Below are 15,387 nucleotides of genomic sequence, written 5' to 3' on the forward strand. Positions count from 1 at the left end.
CTGTGTGAAAAAAACTGCGCCTCTGCTCCTCCGCGCCTCTGCGTGAAAACGAGGAAGCCCGTGACGCAGAGGTCAACCAGTGTTAGATCCGGTCCAGCGCCTGCCTCAGGTCCGCGATCACGTCCTCCGGATGCTCGACCCCGACCGAAAGCCGGATCATCGATGGTGTGATCCCCATGCGCTTCTGATCCTCCGGCGGGATGTCGGAGTGGGTCATGGAAGCGGGATGTTCGGCGAGCGACTCGGTGCCGCCCAGGGAAACGGCGAGCTTGACGACCTGCAGCGCGTCCAGCACACGGAACGCCTCCGCCTCGCCGCCATGCACCTCGAAGGAGAAGGTGGAGCCGGGCGCCGTCGCCTGCTTCTGGAAGATCCGGCGCTGCTTCTCGTCGTCGAGCATCCCGAGGTAGTGGACGCGCCGCACCTTCGGGTGGTCGGCGAGGAACTCGGCGATGTAGCGGGCGTTCTTCATGCCCGAGGTAACCCGGAGCTTCAGCGTTTCCAGGGAGCGGAGCAGCAGCCAGCCCGTCCAGGCGTCCGAAACCGAGCCCAGGATCGTGCGCATGCCGCGCACCTTGGACAGCAGCGACTCCGCGCCGAGTGCTGCACCGGCGATCAGGTCGCTGTGCCCGCCGACGTACTTGGTGAGCGAGTACAGCACGATGTCGGCACCGTGCGCGAGCGGCTGCTGCCAGAGCGGACCGAGGAACGTGTTGTCGACTACGACGAGCGGCCGTGACCCGTCCGGCTGTGTCATCGAGCGTGCGAGCTCCGCACAGCGAGCAATGTTGACGAGCGCATTCGTCGGGTTGGCGGGCGTCTCGATGTAGATCACGGCCACGCGGCCGATGCCGCGCGCCATCTCCAGTGCGGGCTCGAGTGAAGAGTCATCGCCTGCCATGAATGGAACGCGCCGGACCCCGTACTCGGGCAGGATGTTGCGCACCAGGTAATCGGTGCCGCCGTAGATCGGCTCGCTGTGGAGGATGACGTCGCCCGGGCGCAGGAACGTGAACAGCGTGGTCGAGATCGCCGCCATTCCGCTGGAAAAGAGCAGCGCGCACTCCGCGCCGTCCCACAGGCAGAGCCGCTCCTCGACGAGCTGCAGGTTCGGGTTGTTGATACGGGAGTAGATGAGCCCGATTTCTTCGCCGCGTCCCGGCTCGCGCAGGCCGTAGGCGACCTCGAAGAACTCCTTGCCCTCCTGCGCCGACCCGAACACGAACGTGGACGTCTGGAAGATCGGCGGCTTGAGCGCGCCCTCGGAAAGCGCGGGCTCGTAGCCGTAGCCCATCATCATCGTCTCGGGGCGCAGTGCATGCCCGTCGATGCTGCGCTTCCGGTAGCTCTTCTCCTGCTCCGCCAATTCCATCCTCCTCGTTGAAGCGCCGGACTGGTGGACCGCCGGATCGACCGGCGCCGGTATCCGGAGGTCCGACCACCTACTGTGCCGTCAGGTCCTCGGTGTAGCCCGGTGCGCGCAGCACATCGAGCGGCTGCGTCAGCGTCTGGCCGTTCATCTCGATGCGAACGGTGTACCGCCCGGGCGGGGCGGGTGGCTCCGAACCGCCGCCGAAGAAGCCGCCGCCGCTCACGACCTCCATCCCACGGCTGACGGCGCCGCCCTCGCGGCGAAGCTGCTGCCACATCGCGCGGCCCAGGTCGGCCACGTCGCCGCCGGCCGCCGACGCAGCGGGCGGCGTCTCGCCAGGGCGCAGCGGATCGCCGCGCTCGCTGCCGCGGCCACCGCGACGGAAGAGGCTGCGGATGTCGCCGGTCGCGATTGCGGTGCGGATCCGCGCAACGGCGGCACTGTCGGCACCGCTCGCGACGAGCGAGTCCGCGATCGCGTTGGCGCGCGCCATGAACGCAATGCTGTCCGCGCGTTCCGAGCGCGAAAGCGGCTCATCGTCGGTGTCGCGCACGCGGAAGTTCCAGTAGACGCGATGCAGCCCCGCATCCGCCGGCCCGGTGAGCGTCTGCACCGTGTCGCCCTGCGCATCGAGGATCACGATCTCCGCCTGCGGCCTCTGCTGCCGTGCGGTCGCCTCCGCTCCGTTGCCGGCCGGATCACCGCTCCCCTGCCGGTCGGTGCTGCTGCGACGATCCGCATCGTCCTGTGTCGTCACCGCTGCTGCAGCCTCGGGGATCCAGTACGTCAGCTCCGCACCGTATTCGACGTTCTCTCCTTCGAACACGCGCTGGCCTGCCGACTCACCGCCGATCCAGATGTCGCCGTACTGCAGTCCCGGCTTCGGTGCGAAGAAGGTGATCTCCTGCGGCGGCCGTGTGCCCCGCATCTGCTGCAGCGGCAGGATGTCGACGACGAGGAGCGAGCGGCCGTGCGTGCCGGCGATCAGCTCGTGGTCCCGGGGATGGACCTTCAGGTCGTGCACGGGCGTCGATCCCATGTCCTCCATGAACCGCCGCCACGTCGCACCGCGATCGAGCGACACGTACGCGCCGACGTCGGTTCCGACGAACAGCAGGTTCGGGTTCACGGGATCCTCGCGGATCACGTGCACGAAGTCGATGCTGCCGCGCGGCAGGTTGCCCGCGATGGAGCCGAAGCTGCGGCCGCCATCCGTCGTCATGAAGACATACGGCGTGAAGTCGCCGGTGCGATGACCGTCGAACGTGACGTAGAACACGTTCTCGTCATGCCATGACGGTTCGATCCGGCTCACGTACGTGTTCGCAGGGACACCGGGCAGCCGGTCCGTCACTTCGGTCCAGTTCGCCCCGTCATCCCGCGTCATCCAGACGCGGCCGTCGTCGGTGCCCGCGTACAGCCAGCCCCCGCGGAGCGGCGATTCCGCCAGTGTCACGATCGTGCCGTACGTCTCCGCACCCGTGGCGTCCGGCGTGATACCGCCCGTCTCCCGCGTGCTGATGCGGATCTTCATGGTGTCCGCATATGTCAGGTCCGGCGAGATCGGCTGCAGGTCGTCGCCGCGGTTGCTCGACTTCAGCACGCGGTTCGCGCCCGCGTAGAACACGCGCGGGTCGTGCGTCGAGATGAAGAAGGGCGTGTTCCAGTTGTAGCGCAGGTCATATGTCGCGGAATCGGCGCGCTGCCGCTCGCGCAGTGCCTCTATGCGACGCTGCACGACGGGCGTGAGGTCGCCTTCCCCGTAGATCAGGATCGAGTCCTCGAACACGCGCCACCGGTCGATCCAGCTCGGCTTGCGCAGTGAGGTGCGCTCACCGGTGCGCAGGTTGAGACGGGCCATGTTGCCGCCCTGCGACTCCGCATAGACCACGTGATGATCGACCGGATCCTGGGCGGTGTAGAACCCGTCACCGCCATTGATGGTCGCCCACATGTGGTTGTCGATCACACCGTCCGCACGGCGGCTGGGGCCGCACCACGAGCCGTTGTCCTGCAGCCCGCCGCACACCGTGTACGGGATCTCCATGCCGTAGCTGATCGCGTAGAACTGGCCGATCGCGAAGTTGTTGACGAAGTCCCAGTTGCCGCCGCGATCCCACGTGATCGCGATGCCGCCATCGTTGCCGACGATGATGTGCTTCGGATCGAGCGGGTCGATCCACATGGCATGATGATCGACGTGAATGCCGACGGTCGTCGTGCCCGCGGTGCGGCCGCCGTCGTTCGAGTAGTTGACCGGCGTCGACGACCAGTACACGCGATCCGGGTCCTGCGGATCGACGCGCACCTGCGAGTAGTAGAACGGACGCACGTTGTTGCTGTTCGTGCGTTCCCATGTGCGCCCGCCGTCCGCCGAACGGTAGAGGCCGCTCAGGCGCTCACCACCCTCTTCCGCGGCAGCCGCCTCGACCATGGTGTACATGACGTCCGGATTCGACGGCGAGATCGCGATGCCGATGCGGCCGAGCTCCGTCTCCGGGAACCCGCCGCCGGCAACTTCCGTCCACGTCTCGCCACCATCGGTGCTCTTCCAGAGCGCACTGCCGGGCCCGCCGCTCTTCAGGAAGTACGGCCCGCGCACGCGTTCCCAGCTCGAAGCGAAGAGCACGTCCGGGTTGTCAGGATGCATGGCGATGTCGACGAACCCTGCGCGGTCGCTGATCTGCTTCACCGCGCGCCACGTGCGGCCGCCGTCCGCCGTCTTGTAGAGACCGCGCTCCGGATTGTGGTTCCAGATCGCGCCGAGCGCTGCGACCCACACGATGTCGGGATTCGTCGGATGGATGAGGATGCGCCCGATCGCCTGCGTCTTCTCGAGCCCCATGAGCTGCCAGGTGCGGCCGCCGTCCGTCGACTTGTAGACGCCGGCGCCGGGCGAGATCGAATTCCGCGAGTCCTCCTCGCCCGTGCCCGCCCAGATGATCGACGTGTCGCTCGGCGCGATCGCGATGTCGCCCATGGAGACCACGCGCTCATCCGTGAAGAGCGGAATGAATGAGGTCCCGCTGTTCACCGTCTTCCAGATGCCGCCTGCCGCCGAGGCGAGGTAGAAGACGCGGCCGCCGGGCACGCCCTCCACGTCCGTGATGCGACCGGACATGTTTGCCGGGCCGATGTTGCGCCAGTCGAAGGCCTTCCAGAACGTCGAGTCCTGTGCCTGCGCGGGTGATACGGACAGCAGTGCAGCCAGCAGCGTGAGCAGCAGCCGGCCGCGTGGAGCATGGGGAGCCATGGCCGTTCCGTGGTTGGAGTCGGAGAGGAGATGCGCGCTGACGACTGAGATACGGCGGAAGTGCGGTCAGGGCAAGGATAGCTGTTGCGCCCGCACAGAATGCCAAGTGGCATCCGCGGATCGACGCTCCTAGCTTGCCCGTTCACAACAGACCCGAGGGGTGCGTCATGTCCGGATCCCTGGCTCGCAGCGGCCTGCCGCTGCTCTGCCTTCTGCTCACGTCCCTGCCCGCATCAGCACAGCAGCGCGGCACGCTGTTCATCGTCGGCGGCGGTCGTCAGCCGGACGCGCTGGTCACCCGCTTCGTCGAGCTCGCGGGCGGACCCGGCCGCGCGCGCATCGCCGTCGTGCCGATGGCGAGCGGCGCTGCACAGGAGTCCGGTGCCGGCAAGGTGGAACAGCTCGTGGCGTTCGGTGCCGAGGCGTTCAACCTGAACCTGTCCCGCGCGCAGGCAATGACGGACTCTGCAGCTGCACTGCTGGACGACGTCACGGGAGTGTGGTTCGTCGGCGGCGACCAGGCGCGACTCGTGGACGCGCTCGAGGACACGCCCGTGCTCCGTGCGATCCACGCTCGCTACGACTCCGGTGCCGTGCTGGGCGGCACGTCCGCAGGTGCGGCCATCATGTCGGATTCGATGCTGACGGGCAGCCAGGTCGCGGCGGGTGAGGATACCATCGGCTATCACGGCGACGAATACCGCCGCATCGTGCGCGGGTCGATCGAGATCGTGACCGGCTTCGGCTTCCTGCAGGGCGCGATCATCGACCAGCACTTCATCGAGCGCGAGCGGCACAACCGCCTGCTGAGCGTGGTGCTCGAACGACCGTCCATGATCGGTGCAGGCATCGCGGAAGGAACTGCACTCGAAGTCGCGCCTGACGGCCGATGGACCGTGCGCGGTCGCGGTGCGGTCGTCATATACGACGCCCGTGACGCCGACCTCACGCCGCTGGCGTCACCTGCGCTGGGTGCCGCCGGCATCCGCATGCACCTGCTGCCGCCGGGCGCGACGTTCGATCCGGTGAGCGGTACGGCACGACTCGCGGATACGCCGCGCTGAGCGCGCTGCCGCAGGCGGCAACCGCATACGCCAGCGCGGCTCGCTACTCCGGCTCGACAATCAGCGGCGCCCTGCCCCGACCGCGCGCGCGCCAGCGTTCCATCCGTAACTCGAGTCCATTGAGCGGCTGCGCGGGCGACGCGAGGCGGCCGCGGGCGAGGAGAGTGCGAAGGGCGTCGTCGTCGAGGTCCTCGGCACCCGGATAGCGGCGCAGCGTCCCATCGATCCGTGCGGCGACCGCCATGCCGTCGCGGAACGCGATGCGGTTGCGCGCGAGTGCAGGCACGCGCTCCGGCTCCGGCGTCACGATGCCTACCAGGTTGAGCGGATCGGCCGCGGAGATGACGACGAAACTGCCGGTCGGACCATCCCGCCGGATCGAGCGCAGCAGCGGGATCGCTTCCGGCAGTGCGAACTGTTCGCCGAGCGGCCCCTCCACGAAGCGGCCACCGCGGATCTCACCGCGCGCCTCGAGGCGGCGGAGCACGAAGACCAGCTCGCGCCATGCGGGTGCCCCGCGCTCGCGCGTGACGACGCGCCGGAACACGACGCCCCAGCGTCGCAGCAGCATGCGCGCATACGCCTCCAGCTCCGCCTCGTGCTCGAGTGCTGCGGCGCGCTTCGATTCCGGTGACGGCACGCGGTCGCCGGCGACCCGCCGCAGGACCGACCAGCGCCCCGCGCTCTCGATGCCGTACGCCGGTGCGACGCCGCCGCGACGACGTGCGCGGCGCGGCCGTTTGTTCTCGGGCGTGAGCAGTGCTCGCAATCCTGCGAACCCGTCTGCGGTAGCCAGTCCATTCGCGGCCAGCTCGCCCAGCGCACGTTCGACCTGTGTCGGCAGCATGTGCGCGCCTGCGACGATCTCGTGGAAGAACGACGCGCCGTTTTCTGCGAGCCAGTCGTATGCCTGCTGTGCACCGCCGCTGACCCGCGCGTATGCACCGGCGGCCCCGGCATCATCGATCCAGCGCGCGGCGCTCGCGCGACTGAACAGCGCGATGCGGGTCGCGCGCAGCGGTCGCGCCGCACCGCGCCCATTGCTGTTAGCTGGAGCGAGCGTACGACGTCCCCACGCCACGCGTCCGCTCATGCACAGCATGTCGAGCCACTGCAGGTCATAGCGGTCGACGCGTGCGGGCAGCAGGTGCGTCTCCCACGCCGCGGCGGGAGCTTCGACACCGTCCAGCTGCTCCAGCACGGCCGCGAGCCCCTCCACACCGCGCGCGCGGTGCTCGCCGTCCACGCGCTGCCAGCGGAACAGGAAGCGCATGTACTCGGCGAGGGAGACGGGCCGGATCTCCGCGCGCAGCCGGTTCAGCGTGTAGCGATGAATGCGCGCGAGCAGCCTGCGGTCGCACCATTCGAGGACGTCGAGCCCGGGCGTGAAGCGACCCCGCAGCACGCGGCCCTCCGCCTCCAGTGCGAGCAGCGCCCCTTCGACCGTGTTCTCGTCGAGCGCGAGCAGGATGGCGAGTCCCGGAATCGTCACCGGTCCACTGACTTCGGTACGCGAGCGCACGATCTCGCGCGCTGCCTCTTCGCGTGGCCATTCCCGCTCGAGCGAGGGTGGCACGGTCAGGTCGGGTGCACACCTCAGGTCCGGCCAGAGCGTGCGCGCTTCGGGCAGGCGTTCGACGGCCAGCCAGTACGTCGGCGCGCCGTCGATCGGAACACAGCGCGTCGCGCGGCCCGTGGTGACCAGCCGCTCGAACAACGGCCCCCATTCCGCCGGGGCCTCGCTCTCGACGATCACACCGGCCGACACCAGCGCGTCCTGCAGCTCGTCCACGTCGCGTGCGTACGGCCACGCCTCCGCGCGTACACGCTCGATCGCGTCAGCGTCCAGTGCACCGAGATCGTTCGCCGATGACGGCTCCGTTGCGCGCCGCGTCTGTACCGCCAGCGTGCGGCGCTCCTCCAGCGGGGCGTCGTCGAGGAACTGGTAGACGCGCGCATTCACCAGCTCGGCGGCGAGCGTGGACGGCTCCGGCGTATCGCGTGCAACCAGTGTCAGCTCGTCAGCGCGTATCGCCTTCAGCACCTCGACGAGGTGCGGCAGGTCCATTGCCTCCTCGAGGCAGTCGCGGATCGCCTGGTCGACGAGCGGATGCGACGGCACTTCGCGCTCGCCCTGGATGTTCTCGAAGCAGGCGGTCGCATCCGGGAACACGGCCGTGAGCAGGTCCTCCGCATCCATGCGCTGCAACTGGGCGGGTACCTTGCGACCGTTGCTGTTGCGACGCACAGCCAGCGAGATCGTCGAGTTCCAGCGCCAGCGCGTCTCGAAGATCGGCGAGTCCAGCATCGCCTGGATCAGCGTCTCGCGGACCGTCTCCGGGTTGAGGTAGCGGAAGACGTCCTCGAGCGGGAAGCTGTGCGTCGGCCCGAGCGAGAGCAGCACGCCCTCCTCGGTGGCGACCGCCTGCAGCTCGAAGTTGTAGCTCTGACAGAACTTCTTGCGAAGCGCGAGACCCCACGCACGATTCACGCGGCTGCCGAACGGCGCGTGCAGCAGGAGCTGCATGCCGCCGCCGTCGTCGAAGAACCGCTCGAGCACCAGCGTGTGCTGCGTCGGCAGGGCGCCGAGCACCCGCTGCGCATCGCCGAGGTACAGCACGAGCTGCTCGGCAGCGGATTGCGGCAGCGAGTACGCTTCGACGAGCCAGGCCACGACCTCCGCGCGCCGTTCCGCATCGCCCGGCCGGTCAACCAGTCTCGATGCGACGTCCTCGCGCAACGCGCCGACCGCCGCCGACAGCTCGTCGCTGCGCGCAGGCGCCTCGCCGAACCAGAACGGGATGTTCGGCGGCGCGCCCTCGGCATCCGCAACCCGCATCGTGCCCTGCTGGATCTGCAGCACGCGCCACGACGTGTTGCCGAGCTGGAACACGTCGCCGGCCATGGACTCGACAGCGAAGTCCTCGTTCACGCTGCCGATCACGACGCCCTCCGGCTCCAGCACGACGCGGTAATCGGAGACTTCGGGAATCGCACCACCGGAGGTGAGCGAGAGGATGCGCGTCGCCTTGCGTGCGCGCAGCGTGCGGTTCACCGGGTCGTAGTGGATCAGCGCGCCGCGGCGGCCCCGCTGCGTGGAGAAGCCGCGCGCGATCATCTGCACGGTCTCGCCGAACTGCTCACGCGACAGGTTGCGGTACGGCCAGGCGTGCGTCACGAGCGCGTACAGCGCCTCCTCGTCCCACTCTGCCGCCGCCACTTCCGCGGCGATCTGCTGCGCGAGCACGTCGATGGGCGCGTCCGGCATGATGATGCGGTCCAGCTCACCGGCGCGCACCGCTGCCAGCAGTGCCGTGCACTCAACCAGGTCGTCGCGCGAGAGCGGCACCAGCCGTCCCTTCGGCGTGCCGCTCACCGTGTGCCCGCTGCGGCCGACCCGCTGGAGGAAGGACGCGATGCGGTGTGGCGAGCCGAGCTGCACGACCAGGTCGACGTGGCCGATGTCGATGCCCAGCTCCAGTGACGCGGTTGCGACGAGCACGCGCAGCGTGCCGTTCTTCAGCCGCTCCTCGGCGTCCAGCCGCACTTCCTTCGCGAGGCTGCCGTGGTGTGCCGTGACGGCCTCCCCGCCAAGGCGCTCCGACAGCGCGCGTGCGGCACGCTCCGCCAGGCGTCGCGTGTTGACGAACACCAGCGTGGTGCGATGCTCGTTCGCGAGCGCAGCAATCCTGTCGTACACCTCCTGCCACACCTCGCCCGACATCACTGCTTCGAGCGGCGACAGCGGCATCTCGAGCGCGACGTCCAGCTCGCGGAAATGACCGCGATCGACGATCACGGCCGGCCGTGCACGAACGCTTCTCGCCGGGCAGTCATCGACCGGTGCAGAACCGGGTCGTGCAGCGCCATCCGCACCGGCAACGGCCCGTGCTGGCAGCGTCGTCCCGTCCCGCTGCACGCCGACCAGGAAGCTCGCAACCTCCTCGATCGGCTTCTGCGTCGCCGAAAGACCGATGCGCTGCAGCCGCCGGCCCGCCACGTGATCGAGCCGCTCGAGCGAAAGGGCGAGGTGCGGTCCGCGGCGCGATTCGATCACGGCGTGGATCTCGTCCACGATCACTGTCGTTGCCGTGCGCAGCATCTCGCGGCTGCGCTCGGCCGTGAGCAGCAGGTAGAGCGATTCCGGCGTGGTGACCAGGATGTGCGGCGGCTTGCGCAGCATGGCAGCACGCTCGGACGCCGGCGTGTCACCACTGCGCACCGCGGCGGTCAGATGCACCGGCGGCAGCCCCATCTGCTGCGCCAGCTCGCGCATCTCGCGGCGTGGCTCGGCGAGGTTGCGATGGATGTCGCCCGAAAGGGCCTTGAGCGGCGAGACGTAGACGACGCGGACCTCGTCCGGCAATCCGCCGTTCTCCAGCGACTCGCGTGTCAGCGCGTCGATCGAGTGCAGAAATGCGGCGAGGGTCTTGCCGGATCCGGTCGGTGCGGCGATCAGCGTGTCGTGCCCGGCGCGGATCGCGGCCCAGCCGTCGGCCTGCGCCGGGGTGGGCGGGGCGTACGGTGCCTGCTCCACGGCGAAGCGGCGGCGCCACCACTGCTGAACGAGCGGGTGAAACGGGGCCAGCGGGGATGCGGGAGACGTCATCCGTTGATCTACCCCGTGCGCCCACCGCGGTTCTGGCTGGCGCCGCCCCCGTCCCAACACCACTTTCAGCGGATACGCCCCCTTGCACCGCCGCCATCGACATGAGCCTTCGATCCGCCGTCAGCTCCGGAATCCTTGCCCTGGTCCTGCTTCCGGCCGCCTCGGCCGGGCAGCGTCTGAACACGACCCCCATTCAGCCCGGCGAAGCCTGCCCCGCCGGGATGACGGAGATCCGTCCGCTGCAGTGCATGCCGCCGCAGCTCGAGCCGCCCGGCATCCTGGACTACCGGCCGCGCTCGACGCTCGTGGTGCCCGAGCACCTGGTCCCGAAGCCGAAGTATCCGGCCATCGACTTTCACGGTCACCCGCGACTCGATGGTCCGGAAAGCCTCGCCGGGCTGCAGGCCGAGATGGACCGGATCGGCCTCGGCGTGATGGTCGTCGCCAGCAACGTCCGGGGAGAGCGGCTCCGCGCGATGCTCGCGATGATCCAGGCCTCCCCCGCGATGCGCGACCGTGTGCGCGTGTTCACCGGCATCGAGTTCGGCGACCTCGAGCCCGGCTGGGTCGAGCGCGCCGTCGCGCAGCTCGAAGCGGACGTTGCGGCGGGCGCGGTCGGAATTGGTGAGGTGTCGAAGTCGCTCGGCCTGTCACTGCGCAAGCCGGACGGCTCCAGGCTCGCGATCGACGACCCGGTGATGGACCCGATCTGGGAGGCGGCCGCGCGACTCGGCGTGCCCGTGTTCATCCACACTGCGGATCCGGCCGAGTTCTTCCGCGAGCTGGACTACACCAATGAGCGCTGGCTCGAGCTCGCGCTCTTTCCAAACCGCCGCTACCCGCAGGAGGAGTATCCCAGCTTCCAGCAGCTCGTCGCGGAGCGTGACAACCTCTTCCGCCGCCATCCGAACACGACGTTCGTGACGGCGCATCTCGGCTGGCAGGCGAACGACCTCGCCACGCTCGGCCGGCTGCTGGACGAGCTGCCCAATGTCTACACGGAAGTCGGGGCGGTTCTCTACGACATCGGCCGCCAGCCGCGCACTGCGCGCGAGTTCTTCATCCGCTACCAGGACAGGATCCTGTTCGGCAAGGACTCCTTCCAGCCGGACGAGTATCCCTACTACTGGCGCGTGTTCGAGACGGCCGACGACTACTTCGACTACTACCGGCCGTACCACGCGTTCTGGAAGCTGTACGGGATCGACCTGCCCGAGGAAGTGCTGCGGAAATTGTACTATCAGAACGCGCAGCGGATCACGCCCGGGCTGCCGCAGCAGCGCTGACGGAGCACCGGGCGCAGAAGCCCGGTGCCCGTCGATCTGACGATCACGCCTGGATTGCCGCCGGGACTGCGGCCTCTACCGCGGCGCCCTCCCACGGCAGCTCCGGCTTTCCGAAGTGTCCGTAGTTGGTCGTCTGCCGATAGATCGGGCGCAGCAGCCCGAGGCGCTCGATGATCGCGCGCGGCCGGAAGTCGTAGCGTCGCACGAAGTCCCCCGCGGCGCGCTCGTCGCCGGTGCCGAACGTGTCGACCTTCACGCTGACCGGCTGTGCGACGCCGATCGCGTAGGCGACCTGGATCTCCGCACGCTCCGCGAGTCCTGCCGCGACCAGCTCGCGCGCAACGAAGCGGCAGAAGTACGCACCGGAACGATCCACCTTGGACGGGTCCTTGCCGCTGAACGCACCGCCGCCGTGCCGGCCCATGCCGCCGTACGTGTCGACGATGATCTTGCGACCCGTCACACCCGCATCGGCGGACGGCCCACCCTGCACGAAGCTGCCCGACGGGTTCACGATCAGCCGCAGCTCGTCATGCCACCACTCGCCCAGCGCCTCGGGCACGAGCTGCTCGCCGACGAACCCGCGGATCCGGTCCTGTCCGACGTCCGGCGCGTGCATCGTCGAGACGAGCACGTCCGTGACGCGCACCGGCCTGCCGTCCTCGTACACCACGCTCACCTGCGTCTTGGAGTCGGGGCGCAGCCAGCTCACATCGTTCTGCTTGCGGTGTTGCGCGAGGGTCCGGGCGAGGCGGTGGGCGAGGAGGATCGGCAGGGGCATGAGCTCGGGCGTTTCGTTCGTCGCGTACCCGAACATGATGCCCTGGTCTCCCGCGCCCTGCTCCAGGATCTGCTCGTCGCTGCGCCGCACGCTCGCGCCGATCTCGCCCGCCTGCTCGCTCAGCAGCGACTGGATGCGGACGCGATTCGCGCAGAACGCCTGCGACTCGTCCGTGTAGCCGATCTCCGCGATCGCGCCGCGCACGATCGACTCCGTGTCGACCTCCGCGTTCGAGCTGATCTCCCCCGCAAGCACCACATGGCCGTCCTTGACCAGGACCTCGCACGCGACGTGCGCGCCCGGGTCCTGCGCGAAGTGCGCATCCAGGATGCTGTCGGCGATGTAGTCGGAGACCTTGTCGGGATGCCCCTCGGAGACGCTCTCCGAGGTGAAGACGAAGCGGCTGCGGTCGGACATCATGCTCCTGCGGTTCAGGTGTGCATCTCTGCCTGGTGGCGGCACACCCCTGGCGCCCCGGAACACGAAAGGCCTGCGCTCCGAAGCCGCAGGCCCATGCCGCGACTTAGACGGATGGCCGAAATGAATCGGCGCGCGGCCCGCCAAGTCGGGGAAAACGCCGCGCATGCTGAATGTCGAAGGCGCGCTCCGTCATGTCAACACGGAGGCATGCGACGTCCTGCCGCCGGCACCCGGACCTGCGCCGCGTCGCTCCTCTGCCAGCGGCTGCCGCGTCGCTGATCCGCCAGTCGCCCCCGTCGCGCCGCTCCTCTGTCCCCGGCCTACGCCGCGTCGCTCACCCGCCACGCCCGCACACGCGCCACGTACGTACGGTGCCGCGCCCGTGCCACACCGTCTCCGTCGATGCCGCGCTCCAGCCGCCAGGCCTGGAACGCGAGGTGGGTCAGGTCGTCATGGAAACGGCGGCGCCGCGCAGCCCCCCGCAGGCCGTCGGTGCGCAGGGCGCCGAGCAGCGCGCGCACCCGCCCGCGCAGCGTGCAGATCGCGTCCACCTCGTCGCCGCGCAGGCAGCCCTCGTCGACGAGCGGGCGGAGGTGACGTCGCAGGATGGCTACTTCCCGCCGCGTCGAGCGCACGACCACGATCAGCGCCGCGACGAACGCGGGCACCATGATGAGGAAGTACGTTGCCGGGAACAGCAGGTTCGCGGACGCGGCCGCATTCCACAGCGAGTGCAGCAGCACGGCGACCGCAAAGCCGATCGCCGGTGCCACCCACGTGCCGCTGGCGCCGTGCCGCTCGCGCGCCAGGCCGATGCCGACGCCCGTCATCGCGGTGAACAGCGGGTGTGCGAACGGGCCGATCACGCCGCGCAGCACGAACACCGTGCTCAGCGAGGTCGTATCCCACACGCGCCCGTAGTAGACGGCGTTCTCCGTCATGGCGAACCCGAGTCCGACCATGGCGGCGTACACGACGCCGTCGGTCACGTTGTCGAACTCGTCGTCGTGGTGCACGAACAGCAGCAGCAGCGCCGCGCCCTTGGCCGTCTCCTCGATCACGGGCGCGGCGAGCACGCCGGACATCCAGTCGCCGACGCTCGTGCCGAACACACCGGCCAGCATCGTGAACGCTGCCTGGTTCGCGAGCAGCGACACGATCATGGCGACGATGGCACCCCAGAGGAACGCGCGCAGCAGCACGGGACCGGGCTCGGCCTCGAAGCGGTCGAGCCAGAGCGCGAGGCCCAGGTAGACCGGCACCGGCAGCGCGGCCAGCGCCAGCCCCGCCCCGAACCCCGCGGCGCCCACGTCCATCACCAGGATAACGACCACGAGCGCTGCCAGTCCGAGCGTGAGCAAACGCGCCAGGCGCGGCTCCACGCCCAGCACGTGGCGCGCGTGCGACCGCTCGATCGGCTGGGTGTGTCCGTTCATGTTGATCGTCCCGGGTGTTCCTGAGCGCGCAGCGAGGCGGGCGCCCGCAGCCGGCTGAGAACGGCTGATGGCCCGCTCCCTGCCCCTGCGCATCGGCATGCCAGAGAACAGCAGCACCAAGATAAACGTTGGCGTCGCGGGATGGGACTACCGGGACTGGATCGGCGTGTTCTACCCCGAACCGCTCCCGCGCGACTTCGACCGCCTACACTTCCTCGCCAGTCACGTCTCGCTGATCGAGATCAACTCCAGCTTCTACGGCCCGCCCAGGCCGAAGACCGCGCGCGACTGGCTGAAGCGCATCGAGGACATCGACGATTTCCGCTTCACGGCAAAGCTATGGCGCCGCTTCACACACGAGCGCACCACCACGTGGACACGCAAGGAGGTGCGCGAAACGACGCAGGGGCTCCGCCCGCTGCTCGATGCGCACAGACTGGACGCCGTCGTAATGCAGTTTCCCTGGTCGTTCCGTAACACGGAGGCGAACCGTGAATGGCTCGAAGATGTCCGCAGCACCTTCGCCGACTTCCCGCTGGTCCTCGAGGTACGCCACGCCGGTTGGAACGACCCGGACGTCTTCCAGTGGCTGCGCGACAACGCCGTCGGCTTCGTCAACATCGACCAGCCCACCTTCAAGCGATCCATCAAGCCATCCGCCCACGCCACCTCACGCGTCGGCTACGTGCGCGTGCACGGCCGCAACTACCAGGACTGGTTCCGCAAACACGCCGGCCGCGACAGGCGCTACGACTACCTCTACGAGCGCGACCAGCTGAAGCCATGGGCGCAGCGCGCAAAGGCACTCGCCCGCGAAGAAGAGACGGAGTCAGTCGATGTGGTGTTCAACAATCACTACAGGGCAAAGGCAGTGGTGAATGCCAAACAGTTCGAGAACCTGCTGACCGGCCGGAAAGTGCGGGCGCCTGCAGAGCTGGTCTCGGCGTATCCGGCTGCGCTGGAATCGATCGCGCGCCGACGGTGAACAACTTTATTTCACCGCTGAGGCGCGGAGGGCGCTGAGTTTTTCACACAGCGGCCACAGTGGGTCACAGCGGACACGGAGCGTTCATCGCACGTCGTGCAGATCCCCTGACATCGAAGCATTTTTTTCTTGTGTGCTTCGTGGCGTTCGTAAGATGAGAGCCTGTCGGTCACGCACCGAC

At 68.7% G+C, this 15,387-nt stretch carries 8 protein-coding genes; 3 read left to right on the plus strand and 5 right to left on the minus strand.

Going from position 1 to position 15,387, the window contains the following annotated elements:
• Positions 1-82 precede the first annotated feature (82 nt).
• Together VFU06_00550 and VFU06_00555 are read right to left on the minus strand one after the other, a co-directional pair.
• Positions 83-1,366 carry a cystathionine gamma-synthase family protein gene (locus tag VFU06_00550; protein HEU5207870.1) on the minus strand — a complete coding sequence of 428 codons (1,284 nt, stop codon included), beginning with the start codon at positions 1,364-1,366 and terminating at the stop codon, positions 83-85.
• Positions 1,367-1,442: 76 nt separating this feature from the next.
• Positions 1,443-4,625 (minus strand): hypothetical protein, encoded by a 3,183-nt coding sequence (locus VFU06_00555; protein HEU5207871.1) that lies wholly within the window; start codon positions 4,623-4,625, stop codon positions 1,443-1,445.
• A gap of 167 nt (positions 4,626-4,792) precedes the next feature.
• Here VFU06_00555 and VFU06_00560 point away from each other — a divergent pair, with 167 nt between their 5' ends.
• A complete protein-coding gene (locus VFU06_00560) occupies positions 4,793-5,689 on the plus strand; it encodes a cyanophycinase (GenBank protein HEU5207872.1) in 897 nt (298 codons plus the stop codon).
• A gap of 43 nt (positions 5,690-5,732) precedes the next feature.
• On the opposite strand, the gene VFU06_00565 is transcribed toward VFU06_00560, so the two are convergent.
• Positions 5,733-10,298 (minus strand): DEAD/DEAH box helicase, encoded by a 4,566-nt coding sequence (locus VFU06_00565; GenBank protein ID HEU5207873.1) that lies wholly within the window; start codon positions 10,296-10,298, stop codon positions 5,733-5,735.
• 221 nt (positions 10,299-10,519) lie between these two features.
• Between VFU06_00565 and VFU06_00570 the strand changes: the two genes are divergently transcribed.
• On the plus strand, positions 10,520-11,584 hold the full coding sequence (locus tag VFU06_00570; GenBank protein ID HEU5207874.1) for an amidohydrolase family protein: 1,065 nt from the start codon (positions 10,520-10,522) through the stop codon (positions 11,582-11,584).
• A 43-nt stretch (positions 11,585-11,627) separates the two neighbouring features.
• Here VFU06_00570 and metK read toward each other — a convergent pair whose 3' ends face one another.
• Positions 11,628-12,785, minus strand: coding sequence for a methionine adenosyltransferase (gene metK / locus VFU06_00575; GenBank protein HEU5207875.1), 1,158 nt, complete (start codon positions 12,783-12,785; stop codon positions 11,628-11,630).
• 320 nt (positions 12,786-13,105) lie between these two features.
• Positions 13,106-14,221: a PrsW family intramembrane metalloprotease gene (locus VFU06_00580; GenBank protein HEU5207876.1), complete on the minus strand. Its 1,116-nt coding sequence runs from the start codon at positions 14,219-14,221 to the stop codon at positions 13,106-13,108.
• Between the two features lie 67 nt (positions 14,222-14,288).
• On the opposite strand from VFU06_00580, the gene VFU06_00585 reads away from it, so the two are divergent.
• Positions 14,289-15,206 carry a DUF72 domain-containing protein gene (locus tag VFU06_00585; protein ID HEU5207877.1) on the plus strand — a complete coding sequence of 306 codons (918 nt, stop codon included), beginning with the start codon at positions 14,289-14,291 and terminating at the stop codon, positions 15,204-15,206.
• The last annotated feature ends 181 nt before the right edge of the window (positions 15,207-15,387 follow it).

It is taken from the genome of Longimicrobiales bacterium (assembly GCA_035764935.1).
Lineage (GTDB): Bacteria > Gemmatimonadota > Gemmatimonadetes > Longimicrobiales > RSA9 > DASTYK01.